Consider the following 19,487-nt stretch of genomic DNA (forward strand, 5'->3'; position numbering starts at 1 on the left):
TCTCCTTGCGGTGTCCGCCCGGCCGCCCGAAGGGCACCGAACGCCCCCTCGGGGGGCAGCGAACATAGTGAGCGTGGGGGTTCATGAGTGATGTTTGCGGCTGGACACGATGCGCATGGCGCCGTGGCCGAATACGCCGAGCAGGGTCAGGAAGACGATGCTCCAGCCGGCGGTGTCCAGCAGCTTGTTGTTGTCGCGAACCGGGATGTAAATGCCCTGGATGCCTGCCAGCCGGCCATTCTTGCTGTGGCATTCGGCGCAGCCCAGTGCCTTTTCCTTGGGTGCGACCATGTGCGTGATCGGCCAGGACATCTCGGTCTTGATGAAGTCGAACTTGCCCGAATACGGCGCCCCCGAGTCCTTCATGCCGACCGGAATCGCCTTGTCCCAATCGAGGTTCTTCCAGAAGCCGGTGTCGTCGTTGCCGGCCGTGTGCGGCGTGATCAGCGACTTGTTCACCGGGTCGTAGGGCTGCGCGCCGCGGAACACCTTCATCGGCCAGATCATCGACTTGCCGTCGCTCGGGCTGCCGCCCATCTTGTTGATCGGCGTGCGCTGCTCGGACTTCTCGATCTTGTCGCTGAGCAGCGTGTATTGGACGTTGCCGTTGAACCAGGCGTATTCGGGCTTGACGTTCTCGGCCAGGGTGAAGTCTCCCTTGCGCGATTCGTAGGTGATGCGACCCTTGGCATCCTTCAGCACGATGTGCTTGCCGTCCTTGTCGCGCTTGCCGGCGGTGGACCAGTCCCAGGTCATCTTGGTGGCGATGCCGCCGCGGGCGTAGGTCGGGATATGGCAGGTCTGGCAGGCGATCTTGGTCGCGTGCTGGTTCAGCCTGGCTTCCTTCTTGTGCGGCGCGTTGTCGTGGCAGGCGACGCAGGTGGCAGGGTTGCCGCTGCCGGCCTTGCCGCGCACCTGCACGCCCTTGTCGTCCTTGGCGGTCGGCGTGTAGCGGCTGCCGGCGACGTCGTGGCTGGAGGTCTTGTGGCAGGTGCCGCAGGTGAAGTCGAGCCCCTCGGCGTCCATGTGCACATCGATGTCCTTGGTCGGCGCCGCCAGTGAGCTGTCCATGTCGCCATGCTTGACGCCGTCGCCGCCGCCGCCGTTGAAGTGGCAGGCGCCGCAGGTATCGCGGCTGGTCTTGCCGACCTTCTGCGCGATCTTCGACAGATCGATGCCCTTGATGATCTTGCCCGAGCCCGGCGGGAATTCGGTGTCCTTGGTTACCGGGTTGCCGGCAAAGCCTGGCGGTTTCTTGTAATTGCCGCTGGTGTCATGGCAGGCCAGGCAATCGACGTTTTCTTCGGACTTGAAGTCGAAGTTCGCATCCTTCCAGCCGTAGCCGACGTGGCAACTGGTGCAGGAGGCGTAGTTGGAAGCGATGGAAATGCAGAAGTTATTGACCACCGTCTTCTTGCCCAGCGTCTGTTTGGTCTCGGGATTCAGGTACTCCCATTTCCAGTGCTTGGTGCGGTGAATCTGGCCGGCCGCCTCGGTGTGGCAGGCGAGACAGGCCTTGGTGACTTCGGGACCGGAGTTGAAGACCTTCTGCAGTTCCTTGAACTTGGTGTGGTCGGCCGTGGTCGTCAGCTTGAGCGGCTTGGCTTCCGGTTTCGCTTCATCTGCGAGAACGGGGCCGGTGGCGGCCAGCCAGCCGGCGCTGCACAAAACCAAGGCTATCTGAGTGAATGAATGACGCATGAGACACCTCCATCGGCTGCATAACGAATCTTATGACGATCATTATTAGCTTATATACTGATGGAGATTTGATGCAGGTCAAGAAAGCTGCGATATATCCCTTACCGCGCCGGTGTCGGCCGAGGTGGTCATCGCCGCATAGGCTTTCAGCGCGGCCGAGACTTCGCGCTGCCGATTGACCGGCTTCCAGGCTGCCGTACCGCGGGCTTCCATCGCAGTTCGCCGTGCCGCCAGCGCCGACTCCTGGACCGCGAGATGGATGCGGCGGTTGGGGATGTCGATCTCGATGGTGTCGCCCTCTTCGACCAGGCCGATGGCGCCGCCCGCCGCCGCTTCCGGCGAGGCGTGGCCGATGGAAAGCCCCGAGGTGCCGCCGGAGAAGCGGCCGTCGGTCAGCAGGGCACAGGCCTTGCCCAGCCCCTTGGACTTGAGATACGAGGTCGGGTAGAGCATCTCCTGCATGCCGGGGCCGCCCTTCGGGCCTTCATAGACCACGATCACGATGTCGCCGGCGACGATCTGGTCGGCAAGGATCTTCTCCACGGCTTCTTCCTGCGACTGGCAAACGCGGGCGCGGCCGGTGAATTTGAGGTTGGCATCATCGACGCCGGCGGTCTTGACCACACAGCCTTTCTCCGCGATGTTGCCGAACAGCACGGCGAGGCCGCCGTCCTGCGAATAGGCGTGGGCCTTGTCGTGGATGCAGCCGTTGACGCGATCGAGATCGAGCTTCGGGTAGCGGCGGTTTTGCGAGAAGGCGACCTGCGTCGGCACGCCGCCAGGCGCGGCGCGGTAGAAGTGGTGTACGGCCGGTGAGTTGTTGCGCTTGACGTCGCAGCAGTCGAGCGCCTCGCCCATGCTCGGATACAGCACGGTCGGGCAATCGCGGTTGATCAGGCCGGCGCGGTCGAGTTCGCCGAGGATGGCCATGATGCCGCCGGCGCGATGCACGTCTTCCATGTGGTACTTCTGCGTTGCCGGCGCCACCTTGGCCAGGCAGGGCACCTTGCGCGACATGCGGTCGATGTCGGCCAGGGTGAAGTTGACGCCGGCCTCCTGCGCCGCAGCCAGGAGGTGCAGCACGGTGTTGGTCGAGCCGCCCATGGCGATGTCGAGCGCGATGGCATTTTCGAAGGCGGCAAAGCTGGCGATCGAGCGCGGCAGCACCGAAGCGTCGTCCTCCACGTACCAGCGCCGGCAAAGGTCGACGGCGACGCGGCCGGCCTTGAGGAACAGCATTTCGCGGTCGGCATGGGTCGCCAGCAGCGAGCCGTTGCCCGGCAGCGACAGGCCGAGCGCCTCGGTCAGACAGTTCATCGAGTTGGCGGTGAACATGCCGGAGCAGGAACCGCAGGTGGGGCAGGCCGAGCGTTCCATGCTGGCCACTTCGGCGTCGCTGTTCTTGTCGTCGGCGGATTCGATCATCGCGTCGATCAGGTCGACCATGCGGTACTCGCCGTGCCATTTGACCTTGCCCGCCTCCATCGGCCCGCCGGAAACGAACACGGTCGGGATGTTGAGGCGCAAGGACGCCATCAGCATGCCCGGAGTGATCTTGTCGCAGTTCGAAATGCAGACCATTGCATCGGCGCAATGGCCGTTCACCATGTATTCGACCGAGTCGGCGATCAGTTCGCGCGACGGCAGGCTGTAGAGCATGCCGCCGTGGCCCATGGCGATGCCGTCGTCGATCGCGATGGTGTTGAATTCCTTGGCCACGCCGCCCGCCGCTTCGATCTCGCGCGCCACCAGCTGGCCCATGTCCTTCAGATGCACATGGCCCGGCACGAACTGGGTGAAGGAATTGACCACGGCGATGATCGGCTTGCCGAAATCGCCATCCTTCATGCCGGTGGCGCGCCACAGCGCGCGGGCGCCGGCCATGTTGCGGCCGTGGGTGGAAGTGCGGGAACGATAGGCGGGCATGGGAAGCTCCAGCGGTAAGGGCGGGGTAAGGGCGGCGGTGCCGCGATAGAATCGCAAATTCTAGCTGAACCCCCGCCAGACATGCGCCGTCTTCTTCCATTGCTGTTTGTCCTTTCTACCGGTTGGGTCTTCGCCCAGGGGCCGGCCATGCCGGCCCGGGATGCCGACGAACTGCTGGTCCGGGCGGGAGCCAATTCGCCCCGCGTGCCGGAAGCCGAGCGCCTCGGCGCGCGCGTCAAACGTACGCGCGACGGGCGCAGCTTCGCACTGGTCTGGCGGCCGGTGGGCGAGTCACGCGGCTGGATCGTCACGCTGCACGGCAGCGGCAGCTGGGCCCATGACGAGATCGTGCTCTGGCAGCCTTTCGCGCAGCAGCGCCAGCTCGGCATCATTGCCCTGCAGTGGTGGTTCGGCGGGGGCCAGCAGAGTGCCGACTATTACGCGCCGCCCGAGATGCGGCGCGAGATCGAAGCGCTGATGACGGCTGTCGGTGCCCGTGCCGAGAACACCCTGTTGCACGGTTTCTCGCGCGGCGCGGCGAATCTCTACGCGCTGGTGGCAATGGATGGCCGCACGCCGCGCCCCCTGTTTCGCAGCGTGATCGCCAATGCCGGAGGCATGTCCGCCGACTTCCCCATGAATCGTGACATCGCGGGCGGCCGCTTCGGTCCCGCGCCGTTTTCCAATACGCGGTGGTGGCTCTACTGCGGCGGCGGCGATCCCAATCCCGAGCGCGACGGTTGTCCCGCCATGCGCCGCAGCCAGCGCTGGCTGCAGGACCGGGGAGCGCAGGTCGAGTTGACGGAAGACCCCGGCGGCGACCACGGCGGCTTCCATCGCCGCGGCCAGAACGTCGATCGCGCACTCGACTGGCTTCTCGGCGCACGCTGATGCTGATCCATCCGCAGTTCGATCCCATCGCCGTTTCCATCGGCCCGCTGGCCGTGCGCTGGTACGGCCTCATGTACCTGGCCGGCTTCGTCGCCTTCCTCTGGCTCGGCAAGCGACGCGCGCAATCGCAGCCCTGGCACGGCATGAGCGCGCAAGACATCGATGACCTGCTGTTCTACGGCGTGCTCGGCGTGGTGCTCGGCGGGCGGCTGGGGCAGGTACTGTTTTACGAGCCGGGCTATTACCTCGCCCATCCGCTGGAAATCCTCGCGGTATGGAAAGGCGGCATGGCCTTCCACGGCGGCATGCTCGGCGTGTTCGTGGCGATGGCGCTGTTTGCCCGAAAGACCGGCCGGACATTTTTTCAGGTGACCGATTTCATCGCCCCGTTGGTGCCGCTGGGCCTGATGGCCGGTCGCATCGGCAATTTCATCAATGGCGAATTGTGGGGTCGGGTCGCCGACGCCACGCTTCCCTGGGCGATGGTTTTCCCGCGGGTCGACAGCCTGCCGCGTCATCCGTCGCCCTTGTATCAGGCGGCCGGCGAGGGCCTGCTGCTGTTCGTCATCCTCTGGCTGTTTTCCGCGCGCCAGCGCGCGACGGGCGCGGTTTCGGGGATGTTCCTGATCGGCTACGGCGTGCTGCGCTTCGTCGCCGAATATTTCCGCGAGCCGGATCACGGCATCTTCGGCCTGTCCTACGTGGTCAGCATGGGGCAGTGGCTGTCGCTGCCGATGGTTCTGGTCGGGCTCTGGCTGCTGCTGAGGAAACCGGCGACGCCGCTATAGATCGAGCCCGCGCGGTTTTCTTCCGCCGCGCGCGAAGATGGCGTCGAACACGGGGTTGGGCAACAGGCGCATCAGCTTGGCGACGATGCCCATCTGCCAGGGAATGACCGTGTAGCTGGTGCCGCGCTCGATGGCGCGGGAGAAACGGCGGGCGGCTTTGTCGGCCGGAAGGATGAAGGGCATCGGGTAGCTGTTCACCGCCGTCATCGGCGTGGCGATGTAGCCGGGGGCGATGGTGACCACCTTGACGCCGCTGCCGCGCAATTCGACGCGCAGCGATTCCAGGAAGGTGATGGCGGCGGCCTTCGACGCCGAGTAGGCGCCGGCCCCAGGCAAACCGCGAATCCCCGCCACCGAGGCGATGCCGACCAGGCGGCCGCTGCCGCGCGCCTTCATGGCCCCGATGAAGGGTTGCAGGGTCTGCGCCATGCCCATCACGTTGGTCTGGAAGACGCGGTTAAGGGCCGGCAGGTCGTCGGCTTCGTCTGCCAGCGTGCCGACGGAAACCCCGGCGTTGGCGATGACGATGTCCGGCACGCCATGGTGCGCGATGAAATCGGCGGCGGCGGCTTGCAGCGCGGCCGCGTCGGCGACATCCAGCGGGTAGCAGGCATGCTCGCCGGGAAGGCCCGCAATCAATTCGGAAAGTCGGTGCTGGCGGCGCGCCGCCAATCCCAGTGTGGCGCCCATCGCCGCATAGTGGCGGGCCAGCGCCTCGCCGATGCCGCTCGATGCGCCGGTGATGAAAACGCGCACGGGGCGGGGGCTACTTGCGGCCCGCTTCGGCGCGGACGCGCGCGATCAACTGGTCGATGTTGGCCAGCATTTCGTCGTAGCTGCCTGTTGTCAGCGCCAGATAGCGGCCTTGCACCATCACGCCGGGGACGCCGGTCAGGCCTGACGCCTTGGTCAGTTCGCGGGCCTGGAACACACGGGTTTGCACGCCGAAGGACGACCAGACCTCGCTGAACTTCTTAAGGTCGACACCTTTGCCGGCAATCCATTCGAACAGGACTTTGTCGTTGTCCAGGCGCCGTCGCTCAGAGTGCATTCCGTGGAATACCTCAATGTGCATTTTCTCCAGCTGGCCCATGGCTTCCAGCGTGTAATAGAGCCGGGCGCCGGGCAGCCATCTGTTGTCGGGGAATATCGTCGGCACGCGGCGGAAGCTGACATCGGCGGGCAGCTTCTTCACCCATGCCGTCAGCTTCGGCTCGAAGTCGAAGCAGTGCGGGCAGCCATACCAGAAGAATTCGGTGACTTCTATCCTGTCCCGCTCGGTCGCCAGCGGTGGATTGATGGTGCGAAAGTCGCGTCCTTCCAGCAGCTCCGCGGCGCCGGCGCCCGACGCGACGCACAAGCCCAGCGTCGCCAGGACTGCAACCAGAACCCTGCGCCATGCCCTCATCGCCGACTCCTATTCCTTCTGCTTGATGACGGTGCCCTGCACTCCATTCTGCGACAACAAGGCGCGGGCCCGGTTCATTTCATCGGGAGTGCGGAAGGGCCCGACACGCACGCGATGCATGGTGCCCTTCTCGGGAATGCTGACTTCCTGCACGCCGGCCTCAAGACCGGTGAGCGCAAGCTTGGCTTTGAGGTTGTCGGCATCGGCGGCCTTCTGGAAGGCGCCGACCTGGAGGAAATAGATTTCCGTCGATACGGGCTTGGCGTCGACCACGGGTGCGACGGGCGTTGCCGGCGTCACGGAAACCGCGGGAGCGGGCACGGCAGCGCCGGGGGCGGCCGGCTGCTTGCCTTCGAGAATGTTGTAGAACTCGAAACGCTGCTTGTCGGAGGGCTTGTCGCCGGGCTTGCCAGGCAGCGGCGCGGGAGTTTGCGGGGTGCCGGCTGTCCCGGGCGTCGCAGCCTTGCCCGACTCCGCTTTCGGTGCGCCTTCGTATTTGTTCTGGAACGGCAGCGGCGACTTGTTGAGGTACCAGACCACGCCGAAGGCGATCGAGACGCCGACCACGAGGCCGACGAAAATTCCGAGCAGGGTGCCGCCGCCGCTTTTCTTCTGCGGCGCCCGCTTGTTCGACGCCGCGCGCAAGGTCTTCTCCGAGTTCCTGTCGAATTTGCTCATATCATTCCTGGAATCACATGCTCACCGGTTGCGAAACCCCCAGCAGGGAAAGGCCGTTCTGCAGCACCTGCCGCGTTGCCAAAGCCAGCGCCAGGCGGGCCTGGCGCAGTGCCTGATCGTCTACCAGCACCCGCTCGGCGTTGTACCAGCTGTGGAAATCGCCGGCCAGGTCCTTGAGGTAGAAGGCCAGCGCATGCGGCGCATAGTCGCGCGCGGCCTGCTGAATCAGTTCGGGGAACTCGGCCAGCCGCGCGCAGAGCGCGGTTTCCCGCTCATGCAGCAGCGGCGCCAGATCGGTAGCGGCCAGTGTCGACTGGTCGCCATCCCATTGCGCCAGCACCGAGCAGATGCGGGCGTGGGCGTACTGCACGTAGTACACCGGGTTGTCGTTGCTTTCCGACTTCGCCAGGTCGAGATCGAAATCCAGCGCCTGGTCGCATTTGCGCAGCATGTAGAAGAAGCGGCAGGCGTCGTTGCCGACTTCCGCGCGCAGCTGGCGCAGCGTCACGTATTCGCCGGAGCGGGTGGACATCGAGGCCTTCTGGCCGTCGCGGAACAGGCTGACGAATTGCACCAGCGCCACGTCGAGCCGATTGGCATCGGCTCCCGATGCGTTGAGCGCGCCCTTGACGCGCGGGATGTAGCCGTGATGGTCGGCGCCCCAGACGTCGATTACCTTGTCGAAGCCGCGCTCGAACTTGTTCAGGTGATAGGCGATGTCGGAGGCGAAATAGGTGAAGAGGCCGTTATCGCGCTGGACCACGCGGTCTTTTTCGTCGCCGAAGGCCGTCGAAGCGAACCACTTGGCGCCGTCCTGCAGGTAGATGTGGCCGGATTGTTCCAGCGCCGCGACCGCGCGCGCCACCATGCCGGTGTCGTAGAGGCTGCGTTCGGAGAACCAGACGTCGAAATGCACGCCGAATTCTTCCAGGTCGGCGCGGCAATCCGCCAGCTGCTCCGACAGCACATGGCTATGGACATAGGTCCAGTCTTCGCCCAGCAGGTCCTTGCCGGCGAGGATCAGTCCGTCGAGGCGGGCTTCGATGTCGTCTGTCTCGGGCACGCAGGCCAGCACCGCTTCGGCCGGATGCACGTAGCGGTCGCCGTGGGCCTGCTTGATCTGCTCCGCCATTTCGCGCACGTAGCCACCCTGATAGGCATTGGGCGGGAAGGGCACCGGTTCGTCGAACAGTTCCAGGTAACGCAACCAGGCGGATACCGCAAGGATGTCCATCTGCCGTCCGGCATCATTGACATAGTACTCGCGCGTCACCTCGTAGCCGGCGAAGGCCAGCAGCGAGGCCAGGCTGGCGCCATACGCCGCGCCACGGCCGTGGCCGACGTGCAGCGGGCCGGTGGGGTTGGCGGAAACGAACTCGACCTGCAGCTTGAGCCGGCTGGCCGGGCCGCGACCGAACTCGTGTCCCGCCGCGAGTACCGCGCCGACCACGGCGGTGCGGGCCGCCGCCGACAGGGTGAAGTTGATGAAGCCGGCGCCGGCGATCTCGACCTTGACCACGGCGGAGGAGGGCGGCAATTCGCGCACCAGGCGCTCGGCAATCTGGCGCGGGTTGGTCTTCAGCTCGCGTGCCATCTGCATCGCCAGGTTGCTGGCGAAATCGCCGTGGCTGGCCTGCTTGGGACGTTCGAGGAGGATTTCGGCGCCAAGCTGTTCGGGCGCCACGCTGCCCAGCGCGGCGCGCAGGAGGCCGGCAAGGTGCTGGCGGACGTCGAGGGCGGTGCGGTCGGGTGCGCTGGGTGCGGCCATATCGTAAGTGGGCATGGGTGTTTCGCTGGGCCGTGAATTATACTTCCCGATTCTCGTCCGTCCCAAGCCTCCGTGCGCATCTTCCGCCTGATCCGTATCGCCCGCGTTGCCTATCTTTACGGCCTCGACAAGCTGATCCTAGATCACGAGCTCGGGGGCGGCTTCCGGGTGCGCCTGCTTCAGGCGGTGCAGCGGCTGATGTTCTGGCGCGACTATTCGGAGCAGATGCGGGCACCGCGCGCCGTGCGCCTGCGCCAGGCACTCGAAGCCCTCGGGCCGATCTTCGTCAAGTTCGGCCAGTTGCTGTCGACCCGGCGCGACCTGCTGCCGCTGGACATCGCCGACGAGCTGGCGAAGCTGCAGGATCGCGTGCCGCCCTTTCCGTCGGACCTCGCCATCGCCGAACTGGAGAAGGCCTATGGCAAACCGGTGGATCAGGTCTTCAAGGAATTCGACCGGGCGCCGGTTGCCTCGGCGTCCGTGGCGCAGGTGCATTTCGCGGTGCTCCCGGACGGCCGCGAAGTCGCGGTGAAAATCCTGCGGCCCGGCATCCAGCCGGTGATCGAGCACGACATCGCCCTGCTGCAGGTCGCCGCCAGCCTGCTCGAAACGCTCTGGGCCGATGGCCGCCGGCTCAAGCCGCGCGAGGTGGTCGCCGAGTTCGACAAATACCTGCACTACGAACTGGACCTGATGCGCGAAGCCGCCAACTGCTCGCAACTGCGGCGCAACTTCGAAGGTTCCGACCTGCTGATCCTGCCCGAGGTGCATTGGGACTGGTGCACGCAAAGCGTGATGGTCATGGAGCGCATGCACGGCACGACGATTTCGCAGATCGACGTGCTGCGCGAGAAGGGCGTCGACATTCCGCGCCTGGCCCGCGCCGGCGTCGAAATCTTTTTCACCCAGGTGTTCCGCGACGGTTTCTTCCACGCCGACATGCATCCCGGCAACATCTTTGTCGCCACCGAGGAGCCGCGCAAAGGGCAGTACATCGCGCTTGACTTCGGCATCGTCGGCACCCTGTCGGATGAGGACAAGAACTACCTGGCGCGGAATTTCCTCGCCTTCTTCCAGCGTGACTACAAGCGTGTCGCCGAGGTGCACATCGAGTCCGGCTGGGCGCCCAAGGGCACGCGCGTCGACGAGTTCGAAGCGGCGATCCGCTCCGTCTGCGAACCTTTCTTCGACCGGCCGCTCAAGGAAATTTCCCTGGGCCGCGTGCTGCTGCGCCTGTTCCAGACCTCGCGCCAGTTCAACGTCGAAATCCAGCCGCAGCTGGTGCTGCTGCAGAAGACCCTGCTCAACGTCGAAGGCCTCGGCCGCGAACTCGACCCCGAACTCGATTTGTGGAAGACGGCCCTGCCCTACCTCGAACGCTGGATGAGCGAACAGCTGGGCTGGCTGGCGCTGGAAAACAACATCAAGCGCGAGGCGGCGAGCTGGGCCAAGCTGCTGCCGACCCTGCCGCGGCTGGTGCATCAGGCGCTCGTGGCCACCGCGACCCCGGCGCCCAACCTGGAGCTGGAGAGCCTGGCCGCGGAAATACGCGGCATGCGCCAGCTGCTTTGGCTGGCGTTCGCCGTCGCTGCCTTTGCGCTGGGTTTCGCGATCATTCAATAAGGAGGATTCCGGATGCTGGTCTGGTTCGTCGTGCTCTATCTGATGGTGTCGGTCGGCATCGGATTGTTCGCCGCCACCCGCGTCCATAACGCCAGGGATTTCGCCGTCGCCGGCCGCAGCCTGCCGCTGCCGGTGGTGACCGCCACGGTGTTCGCCACCTGGTTCGGCGCCGAGGCGGTGTTCGGCGTCTCCGCCACCTTCGTCAAGGACGGCCTCGGCGGCGTGGTGGCCGATCCCTTCGGCTCCTCGATGTGCCTGATCATCGCCGGCATCATTTTCTCGCGCTACCTCTACAAGCTCAACATCATCACGCTGGGCGACTTCTACCGCATGCGCTACAACCGCACCGTGGAAGTCGTTACCACGGTCTGCATCGTGCTCTCCTACCTGGGCTGGGTGGCGGCGCAGATCAAGGCGCTGGGGCTGATCTTCTTCGTCGTCACCGACGGCGCCGTCTCGCAGAACGCCGGCATGATCCTCGGCGCGGCGATCGTGCTGACCTACACGGTGTTCGGCGGCATGTTCTCGGTGGCGATCCTCGATTTCGTGCAGATGGCGGTGTCGATGGGCGGCCTGCTGTTCATCGCCTGGACGGTCAGCGGCAAAGTCGGCGGTGGCGCCACGGCGGTGTTCGACCACGCGGCGGCCGCCGGCAAGCTGGATTTCTTTCCGCCGCCCGATCCCTGGCTGTGGCTCACCTTCCTTGGCACCTGGATGACCATGATGCTGGGCTCCATTCCGCAGCAGGACGTGTTCCAGCGCATCACCTCGGCGAAGACGGCGAACATCGCACTGTGGGGCTCGGTGCTCGGCGCCTCGATCTATTTCTGCTTCACTTTCGTGCCGATGTTCATCGCCTACTCGGCGACGCTGATCGATCCGGCGCTGTTTACCGAGCTGCTGGCCAAGGACACGCAACTGGTTCTGCCGACACTGGTCTTGCAGCACACGCCGCTGTTCGCCCAGGTGCTGTTCTTCGGCGCCGTGCTGTCGGCGATCATGAGTTGTTCCTCGGCGACGTTGCTGGCGCCTTCCGTGACCTTCGCCGAGAACGTGATCCGGGGCTTTTACCCCAGCATGGGCGACCACCAGTTCCTGCGTGTCATGCGCGGCTGCCTGGTGGTGTTCACCTGCATCGTGCTCGGTTTCGCGCTGAAGTCGGAGGCCTCGATCTTCAAGATGGTGGAGAACGCCTACAAGGTGACCCTGGCCGGCGCCTTCGTGCCGCTGGCCGCCGGCATCTTCTGGCGCCATGCGACGACGCAGGGCGCGCTGGCGGCGACCTTCGGCGGCCTCGTGTCGTGGGTGCTGATCGAAGTCATGATCGGCGAAGCCAGCCCGGTGCCGCCGCAACTGATCGGGCTCGGCGTGTCGATCCTCGGCATGCTGGCCGGCTCGCTGCTGCCGCAATGGGTCGGTCACCGGCTGCCGGGACACGACCCGCACGCGATCCTGCATCACCATGCCGCCGCGCAAACGCATCATGCCGAGCCGGAACACAAGCATTAGGCCGATGACATGGCTGAAAAACAGTCGCTCTACGAACTTCTCGGGCTCACTGACAAGGCTTCGCCCCAGGATATTCGAGATGCCTTCGAGGCCCGGCGACGCGAGCTGGAGGCCGAGCCGGACGGCGAGGAACGGCGCAATCGCCTGAGTTTTCTGCAGCACGCGCGCGATGCGCTGAGCGATCCGCGCCAGCGGGCGCTGTATGACCGCCGCAGCCGCGACCAGCGAACTGCCGTGGCGGTGGCGCCCAGACCCGCGCGCTCGCTGTGGCCGGTTTTTGCCATGATCCTGCTGGCAGGCGCCGCCTGGCCGGCCTGGCGCTACCTCGCAGCGGACCAGCCGCAGCCGGTTGTCAAGGCGCCGCCTGCCAGGGCCGTGCCGCCGACGCCGGTGATCGAGCTGCGCTTCGAAGAGGACATTGCGGCCCTGCTGCCCCCCGCGCCCGTGAATGTTCCCGCGGGCAATGCCGTCAAACCGGAGACCGCGCGGCAGTCCTCGGGAGCCCTTCAGCCGGGTGAGCGGAAAATCGTTTTTTCGGGACCCGATGCCGCCGTCCTGGCAAAGCTCTCGGAATCGACCTATCTGATCGTGGGCGCGGTGGGCCTCGGCACCGGCGTGGCGATCGAACCCGACAAGTTGCTGACCAACTGCCACGTAATCGCCCCCAACGTGCTGAAGGGGCCGATCGAGGCCATCAATCCGCTGACGCAGGAGAAGACCCGGATCGTCGCCGCGGCCTTCCTGGTCAGGGAGGATGCCTGCGTCGTCCATGCGCCGGGCCTCAACGGCAAACCGGTTGCATTCGGCGACACGAGGCAGTTGGCGCGAGGGACGCGCATTTTCAACATCGGCTTCGCCAAGGGCCGCCTGACGGCTTCCAGCGGCTCCTTCCTCGGCATCATCAATCGCGTCGGGCAGAACTATCTGGTCTCCTCGAATTACTGCGACCACGGCGTTTCAGGCGGCCCGCTGGTCGACGAAGAAGGCCGGCTGGTGGGCCTGACGTCAGGCGGGCCGGCGGATCGCAGCGTCTGTCTTTCGCTTACGGCGGAGACGGCGCGCACCGTGCTGGGGCAAACCCTGATCGTGATCGATGCCTTCCCGCCCAACTACATGAGCAATCTGACGCGGCGCTGGTAGTCCTTGTCCGCACGCCGCGAAGCCGGCAGAATCGGAACCCGTGGCACACGGCGCACGAACCTATCTGACGCTCTACCTGACCAGCGGTTACGTGCTGCTGATCGTCTATGCCAGCTTGTATCCCCTTGCCGGCTGGCACGATAGCGGCGGTGATCCGCTGGCCTTCCTCGGCGCGGCATGGCCGCGCTACACCACCGGCTTCGACCTGGCGACCAACGTGATTGCCTACTTGCCCTTCGGCTTTTTTTGCACGGCGGCCCTGCGCCATCGCCTGGCGCCGCTTTCTGCGTGGTTTGCGGCGATTCTGTTCGGCGCCGGCCTGAGCTTTGCCATGGAACTGCTGCAGAACTACCTGCCCAGCCGCGTGCCTTCCAACCTGGATTTGGCCTGCAATACGGCGGGCGCCCTGCTCGGCGGCGTGTTCGGTGGGCGTTGGGGCGCGCATGCCCTGGATGAGGGACGGCTGGCACGCTGGCGCCGGCGCGTGATGATGCAGGCCTACGGCGCTGACGTCGGGGTGCTGCTGATCGCGGCCTGGCTGATGACCCAGCTCTCGCCGGAGACCCTGCTGTTCGGCAGCGGCAACCTGCGCCAGATGCTCGACCTGCCGCCGGTGCAGCCCTTTCTGCCGGAGCGCTTTGTCAGGCTCGAAACCGCCATCGCCGCTTCGGGCCTGCTGGCAGCGGGACTGATTGCCACCCTGCTGCTGCGCCGGAACGCCCGGCTGCTGACAGCTTGCTTGCTGCTCGCAGCCCTGCTGATCAAGACCCTGGCGCATGCGCTGCTGATGGGGCCGGCGGCGGCCACGACCTGGGTTACACCGGGCAACAGCATCGGCATTGCCGTCGGGCTGGCATTGTGGTGGAGCGCGTCCTTCCTGGCCATTCCGCTGCAACGCGCGGTGGCGGCGGTGGCGCTGCTGTTTGCCACCGTCATGGTTAATATCGCTCCGGAGAATCCCTATCTGCTCAATACGCTGCAGATCTGGAATCCCGGCCAGTTCCTGAGTTTCAACGGCCTCACGCGCCTGATCTGCTCGCTGTGGCCTTTCCTTGTCCTGCCCTGGCTGATGATCTACCGTCCGGAGAAACATGCGCTCAATTACTGACATGACCACCCTGCGCGACGCGCTGCGCGACTTTTGCGCCGCACGCGACTGGCATCGCTATCACACCCCGAAGAACCTCGTCATGGCGCTCAGCGTCGAAGCCGCCGAACTGGTCGAGCATTTCCAGTGGGCGACGCCCGAGGAAAGTCTCGCCCTGGCCCCGGAAAAACGCGCCGAGGTCGCCGATGAAATCGCCGACGTGCTGATCTACCTGACCGAACTGGCCGATGTGCTCGGCATCGACCCGATCGCCGCGGCGCGCGAGAAGATCGTCAAGAACGCGGTCAAATATCCGCCGCCCCTATAATCGTTTTTTGTCCGAATCCAGCCCCATGAGCCATTTCAAACATCACGTCTTCTTCTGCACCAACCAGCGCGCGACCGGCGAAGCCTGCTGCAACAACCACGGCGCCAGCGACATGCGCGCCTACGCCAAGGACAAGGTCAAGGCGCTCGGCGCCAAAGTGCCGGGCAAGGTGCGCATCAACGCCGCCGGCTGCCTCGATCGTTGCGAACAGGGGCCGGTGCTGGTGATCTACCCCGAGGCGGTCTGGTACACCTACGTGGACCGGGAAGACATCGACGAGATCATCGACCAGCATCTGGTCAATGGCCGTGTCGTCGAGCGCCTCAAGGTGGATTGAATCGTGTCGCGGCACGAGCGCATCCTGGTCGACGGGCCGGACGGCAAGATAGAGGTATTCGTCGAAGGCCATGAGAATCCGCAGGGCATCGCGCTGATCGCCCATCCGCATCCGCTGTTCGGAGGCACTGCCGACAACAAGGTGGTGACCACGCTGGCGCGCGCCTTTCGCGAGCGCGGCTGCATCACGCTGCGGCCCAGTTTTCGCGGCGTCGGCGGCAGCGAGGGCGAGCATGACCACGGCGATGCCGAGACCGACGACGTGCTGGCGGTGCACGCCTGGGCGCGTGAACGCTATGCCGACGTGCTGACCGCGTCAGGCGCGCCGCTACCCGTTTATCTGGCGGGATTCTCCTTCGGCGCGTATGTCACCACGCGCCTCGCCAAGCGCCTGGCCGCGGCCGGTGATCCGGCCAAGTGGCTGGTGCTGGTCGGTACCGCCGCCGGTTTCGTCGAAGGCGCGCGCAGCTACGAGACCGCGGCCGTGACTGCCGACACACTGGTGATCCACGGCTCGGAAGACACGACCGTGCGCCTCGATAACGTACTGGCCTGGGCGCAGCCGCTGGAAATTCCCGTCGTCGTGATCCCCGGCGCCGACCACTTCTTCCACCGCCGCCTGCACCTGATCCGCGACATCATCCATCGCGCCTGGCATTGAGCGAAAGATGAGTCCGCTGATCGTCTCCGCTCTGCGCAAGTCCTACGACGGCCGCGAAGTCGTCGCCGGGCTCACGTTCGAATTGCAGCGCGGCGAATGCTACGGCCTGCTCGGCCCCAACGGCGCCGGCAAGACCACCACCCTGCGCTGCTGTCTCGGCCTGACCGCGCCCGATTCGGGTGACATAAAGCTGGTCGGCGAGCCGGTGCCGGCGCGCGCCCGTGAAGCGCGCATGAAGATCGGCGTGGTGCCGCAATTCGACAACCTCGATCCCGACTTTACCGCCGCCGAAAACCTCATCGTCTATGGCCGTTACTTCGGCATGGCCGATGCCGCGATCCGGCCGAAGATCGCCGACCTGCTCGACTTCGCCGGCCTCGCCGGCAAGGAAGACGCCAACATCCGCACCCTCTCCGGCGGCATGAAGCGCCGGCTGACGCTGGCCCGCGCTCTGGTGAACGACCCCGAACTGCTGCTGCTCGACGAACCCACCACGGGCCTTGACCCGCAGGCGCGCCACCTGATCTGGGAACGCCTCAAGCGCCTGCTGGCGCAGGGCAAGACCATCCTGTTGACGACGCATTTCATGGACGAGGCCGAGCGCCTCTGCCAGCGCCTCGCCATCATCGACGCTGGGAAAATGGTCGCCGAAGGCGCACCGCGCCAGTTGATCCAGCAGCACATCGAGGCGCAGGTGGTCGAGGTCTATGGTGAAGATGCGCCGGGCTGGGCCGAGCGCGAAGCGCATGCATTTTCGCGGCGCGTCGAAGTCAGCGGCGAGACGGCCTTCTGTTATGTCGAGGACGCCACGCCGCTGCTCGCGCATCTCGCCGCATGGCCTGCGTTGCGCACCCTGCACCGGCCGGCGAATCTGGAAGATGTGTTCCTCAAACTCACCGGGCGCGAACTGCGCGACTGAGCTCGATGCGACTCGCCTTGGCATCGCACCTCGATCTGAACCGGTTCAAAGTGGCGATACAAAAGTCGGCGCTGGCGGCACGGCGGCAATCGATGGTGGACGTCGATTTGCCAGATAAGTATCCTGAATGTAGATGCCGATGACGTGACGACCGAAGCCTGCCGAATCCAGCCCTGCTCGATGTGCCAGCCCTCCTGATCCCGCAGAAACTGCATACACGACAATATGACGCCCGAGCACCCAAGAACCTCCCTCGAAAACAACCCGTTCGAAAAGTGTTCCGGGATATGCGACTGTCGCATATTCCGTTTACTCGCCGTTTCGTCGGCGACATCACGTTAGCACCACTATCCATATGAACTTTGAGCGGCAGAAACTCGTTACGCGCGCATTCGGTCAATTGGCCACATTGATTATTCTAGGTTCGCCGCTCGTGAAAGCCTATGGGGCCAACAACGCAACATTTCCCGCGGGCTACGAGTGGGTAGTCGGCGCCTATGAAGGGCGCGTCGGAAACAACACAAGGCACGCAACCATACGCATCCAATGCAATTCCTCAAGAGAATGTCAATTTGTGTATGAGGTCGTTGCTCCAGACACCAAACCGATGGTGAACACCTACAGTTACCGCAATGCGGCTCCGGCAGCAACATTGAAATATGCCAGGAACGCTCTGTCCTATGCACGCGACATGCTGCGCAAAGGGTCCAAGCCGTTTCCAGGCACTGACGATGAGGCTTTCAGAGAGAAAGCACTGACTTTTCTCGAATCAAATGCGGATATTGAGCAATGCATTGACCCGAATCCCGCGACAGATGGGCGCGATGACGCCTACTACCTCCTTTGCAAACCTTCTTCCTCTCCTTTTGGTTCGAAAACCATCTTGCTTTTTGCGACGGTCCTCAGTGGCTGTCAGCCAGCATTCTGTCGCTACGTAATTCTGCCGTTGCATCCGGCTGCGCGGTCCGATGGTGGTGCTAACCCATCAGTGCAGGGGACGCTGCGCGATAAAGCCGCGCAGCGCCCCTGACCTTGAACGTTGAAGCTGTAAAAACCCCTTTTCGAGCCGCAAATTCCCCTCCGAATGGTGCGATTGTCATCGCGCCATTTGTCATTTCATCGTCGTAGTTCCCGAATCGCCGTGCCGCCAGCCCCAGCTCTTGAGCAATGCATGCCGTTGATACCAAATTGGTATCATGCTAAAGTGGCGCATGCGGATCATTGCCCTTTCCACCTTGCGGACCTTCTGGCAAACGCACCCGGAAGTGGAAACACCTTTGCGGGCTTGGTATGCCCTGGCGAGCCGGGCGCACTGGAAGACGCCGGCCGACATCAAGGCGGCGTATCGCAACGCAAGCTTTGTCGCCGATCGCCGGGTGGTGTTCAACATCAAGGGCAATGACTACCGGCTGGTGGTGGCGGTTCGCTACGATCGGGGGCTGATGTATGTCCGTTTCGTCGGCAGTCATCGGCAATACGACAGGATAGACGTGGAAACGATTTAGGAGACCGACATGGAACTCAAGCCCATCCGAACCAAAAAGGAATACCAGACGGCGCTGGCCGAGGTCGAGCGCCTGTGGGATGCGCCGGCGAAGTCGGCCGCGTCGGACCGGCTCGACGTGCTGACGATGCTGGTCGAGCGCTATGAGCGGCAGCACTTTCCGATTGCCGATCCCGATCCTATCGAGTTCCTCGGCCATGTCATGGACAGTCGCGATCTGACGCGCAAAGATATGGAAGCCTACATCGGGCCGCGCGGCCGTGTCGCCGATATCCTGAACCGCACCCGGCCGCTGACCCTGGAAATGATCCGGCGTCTGGCGGATGGACTGCAGTTGCCGGCCGAGGTATTGATCAAGCCCTACCGGTTGCGGCGGGAAGCCGGGGAACTGGCGGCGGCCTAAGCCGTCCGACTGCCTGATACGACACCTTCCGTGAGCGCACAACTCCTCCTGCCCCAACTCTCGCTGCGCGCCTTCGCCGTCTGGCGGCGCAATTTCCTGGTCTGGAAGAAGCTGGCGATCCCGTCGCTGCTGGGCAATCTGGCCGATCCGATGATTTATCTGTTCGGCCTCGGCTACGGCTTGGGCGGGCTGCTGCCGCAGATCAACGGCGTGTCCTACATCGCCTTTCTGGCCAGCGGCACGGTGTGCGCCTCGACCATGAACGCCGCCTCGTTCGAAGCGCTGTATTCGGCCTTCTCGCGCATGCACGTGCAGCGCACCTGGGAGGCGATCATGAACGCGCCGGTGACGCTGGAGGATGTGATGGCCGGCGAGCTGCTCTGGGCGGCGGCCAAGGCGACGCTTTCCGGCATGGCGATCCTGGTGGTGATCTCGCTGCTCGGTTTCGTCGCTTCGCCGCTGGCGCTGTGGGCGCTGCCGGTGATCTTCCTCACCGGGTTGGCTTTTGCCGCGCTCGGCCTGATCGTCACCGCACTGGCGCCGTCCTACGATTTCTTCATGTACTACTTCACGCTGTTCATCACGCCGATGGTGCTGCTGTGCGGCGTGTTTTTCCCGCCCGAGCAGCTGCCGCCGCTGGTGCAGGCGGTGGCGGCCTGGCTGCCGTTGACGCACGCGGTGGCGCTGGTGCGGCCGCTGTTGTTCGGCGAGATTCCGGCCGGCATCGTCGGCCACCTCGCGGCCCTGCTGGCGGTGGCGCTGGCCGCCTTCTGGATCGCGCTGACGCTGATCCGGCGCCGTCTGCTGAAGTAAAATT

At 64.7% G+C, this 19,487-nt stretch carries 20 protein-coding genes; 14 read left to right on the plus strand and 6 right to left on the minus strand.

Features of this window, described 5'->3' with window-relative positions; genetic code table 11:
* Window positions 1-81: 81 nt before the first annotated feature.
* Entirely contained in the window at window positions 82-1,674 is a 1,593-nt protein-coding gene (locus SUTH_RS01435; RefSeq protein ID WP_231851079.1) for a tetrathionate reductase family octaheme c-type cytochrome, read from the minus strand.
* Window positions 1,675-1,779: 105 nt separating this feature from the next.
* Window positions 1,780-3,627 (minus strand): dihydroxy-acid dehydratase, encoded by a 1,848-nt coding sequence (gene ilvD / locus SUTH_RS01440; protein ID WP_041096517.1) that lies wholly within the window; start codon window positions 3,625-3,627, stop codon window positions 1,780-1,782.
* An 81-nt stretch (window positions 3,628-3,708) separates the two neighbouring features.
* On the opposite strand from ilvD, the gene SUTH_RS01445 reads away from it, so the two are divergent.
* On the plus strand, window positions 3,709-4,518 hold the full coding sequence (locus SUTH_RS01445; protein WP_148312818.1) for an alpha/beta hydrolase: 810 nt from the start codon (window positions 3,709-3,711) through the stop codon (window positions 4,516-4,518).
* On the plus strand, window positions 4,518-5,306 hold the full coding sequence (gene lgt, locus SUTH_RS01450; protein ID WP_041096521.1) for a prolipoprotein diacylglyceryl transferase: 789 nt from the start codon (window positions 4,518-4,520) through the stop codon (window positions 5,304-5,306). Before SUTH_RS01445 ends, lgt begins: the two co-directional genes overlap by 1 nt.
* On the opposite strand, the gene SUTH_RS01455 is transcribed toward lgt, so the two are convergent.
* From SUTH_RS01455 to argS, 4 genes are read right to left on the minus strand one after another with little or no spacing between them, the layout of a single operon-like run.
* On the minus strand, window positions 5,301-6,062 hold the full coding sequence (locus tag SUTH_RS01455; RefSeq protein ID WP_269450469.1) for an SDR family oxidoreductase: 762 nt from the start codon (window positions 6,060-6,062) through the stop codon (window positions 5,301-5,303). The two genes, lgt and SUTH_RS01455, sit on opposite strands and share 6 nt — an antisense overlap.
* Before the next feature lie 10 nt (window positions 6,063-6,072).
* Complete coding sequence (locus SUTH_RS01460; RefSeq protein WP_041096523.1) at window positions 6,073-6,714, minus strand: thiol:disulfide interchange protein DsbA/DsbL; 642 nt, start codon at window positions 6,712-6,714, stop codon at window positions 6,073-6,075.
* A 9-nt stretch (window positions 6,715-6,723) separates the two neighbouring features.
* Window positions 6,724-7,392: an SPOR domain-containing protein gene (locus SUTH_RS01465; protein ID WP_052473045.1), complete on the minus strand. Its 669-nt coding sequence runs from the start codon at window positions 7,390-7,392 to the stop codon at window positions 6,724-6,726.
* 13 nt (window positions 7,393-7,405) lie between these two features.
* Window positions 7,406-9,175, minus strand: coding sequence for an arginine--tRNA ligase (gene argS, locus SUTH_RS01470; protein WP_231851080.1), 1,770 nt, complete (start codon window positions 9,173-9,175; stop codon window positions 7,406-7,408).
* A 57-nt stretch (window positions 9,176-9,232) separates the two neighbouring features.
* Between argS and ubiB the strand changes: the two genes are divergently transcribed.
* The 12 genes from ubiB (at window position 9,233) to SUTH_RS01525 (ending at window position 19,483) form a co-directional block, all read left to right on the plus strand.
* The gene (gene ubiB, locus SUTH_RS01475; protein ID WP_041096525.1) at window positions 9,233-10,783 is read left to right on the plus strand and encodes a ubiquinone biosynthesis regulatory protein kinase UbiB; all 1,551 of its coding nucleotides are present in this window, start codon (window positions 9,233-9,235) and stop codon (window positions 10,781-10,783) included.
* 12 nt (window positions 10,784-10,795) lie between these two features.
* Window positions 10,796-12,292 (plus strand): sodium:solute symporter family protein, encoded by a 1,497-nt coding sequence (locus tag SUTH_RS01480; protein ID WP_041096527.1) that lies wholly within the window; start codon window positions 10,796-10,798, stop codon window positions 12,290-12,292.
* Between the two features lie 9 nt (window positions 12,293-12,301).
* Window positions 12,302-13,432, plus strand: a complete 1,131-nt coding sequence (locus SUTH_RS01485) for a trypsin-like peptidase domain-containing protein (RefSeq protein ID WP_041096529.1) — start codon at window positions 12,302-12,304, stop codon at window positions 13,430-13,432.
* 40 nt (window positions 13,433-13,472) lie between these two features.
* Window positions 13,473-14,540 (plus strand): VanZ family protein, encoded by a 1,068-nt coding sequence (locus SUTH_RS01490; protein ID WP_052473047.1) that lies wholly within the window; start codon window positions 13,473-13,475, stop codon window positions 14,538-14,540.
* Entirely contained in the window at window positions 14,524-14,847 is a 324-nt protein-coding gene (locus tag SUTH_RS01495) for a nucleotide pyrophosphohydrolase (RefSeq protein ID WP_041096531.1), read from the plus strand. The genes SUTH_RS01490 and SUTH_RS01495 overlap by 17 nt, the downstream gene beginning before the upstream one ends.
* A gap of 25 nt (window positions 14,848-14,872) precedes the next feature.
* Window positions 14,873-15,184 carry a (2Fe-2S) ferredoxin domain-containing protein gene (locus tag SUTH_RS01500; RefSeq protein ID WP_041096534.1) on the plus strand — a complete coding sequence of 104 codons (312 nt, stop codon included), beginning with the start codon at window positions 14,873-14,875 and terminating at the stop codon, window positions 15,182-15,184.
* Between the two features lie 3 nt (window positions 15,185-15,187).
* Window positions 15,188-15,844: an alpha/beta hydrolase gene (locus SUTH_RS01505; protein ID WP_041096536.1), complete on the plus strand. Its 657-nt coding sequence runs from the start codon at window positions 15,188-15,190 to the stop codon at window positions 15,842-15,844.
* Window positions 15,845-15,851: 7 nt separating this feature from the next.
* The gene (locus tag SUTH_RS01510) at window positions 15,852-16,763 is read left to right on the plus strand and encodes an ATP-binding cassette domain-containing protein (protein ID WP_041096538.1); all 912 of its coding nucleotides are present in this window, start codon (window positions 15,852-15,854) and stop codon (window positions 16,761-16,763) included.
* 355 nt (window positions 16,764-17,118) lie between these two features.
* Window positions 17,119-17,793, plus strand: coding sequence for a hypothetical protein (locus tag SUTH_RS19245; RefSeq protein WP_171817294.1), 675 nt, complete (start codon window positions 17,119-17,121; stop codon window positions 17,791-17,793).
* Window positions 17,794-17,959: 166 nt separating this feature from the next.
* A complete protein-coding gene (locus tag SUTH_RS01515) occupies window positions 17,960-18,268 on the plus strand; it encodes a type II toxin-antitoxin system HigB family toxin (RefSeq protein ID WP_231851081.1) in 309 nt (102 codons plus the stop codon).
* Window positions 18,269-18,277: 9 nt separating this feature from the next.
* Window positions 18,278-18,670 carry a helix-turn-helix domain-containing protein gene (locus SUTH_RS01520; RefSeq protein ID WP_041096542.1) on the plus strand — a complete coding sequence of 131 codons (393 nt, stop codon included), beginning with the start codon at window positions 18,278-18,280 and terminating at the stop codon, window positions 18,668-18,670.
* 30 nt (window positions 18,671-18,700) lie between these two features.
* Window positions 18,701-19,483: an ABC transporter permease gene (locus tag SUTH_RS01525; RefSeq protein ID WP_041096544.1), complete on the plus strand. Its 783-nt coding sequence runs from the start codon at window positions 18,701-18,703 to the stop codon at window positions 19,481-19,483.
* Window positions 19,484-19,487: the final 4 nt, after the last annotated feature.

The organism is Sulfuritalea hydrogenivorans sk43H, from assembly GCF_000828635.1.
GTDB lineage: Bacteria > Pseudomonadota > Gammaproteobacteria > Burkholderiales > Rhodocyclaceae > Sulfuritalea > Sulfuritalea hydrogenivorans.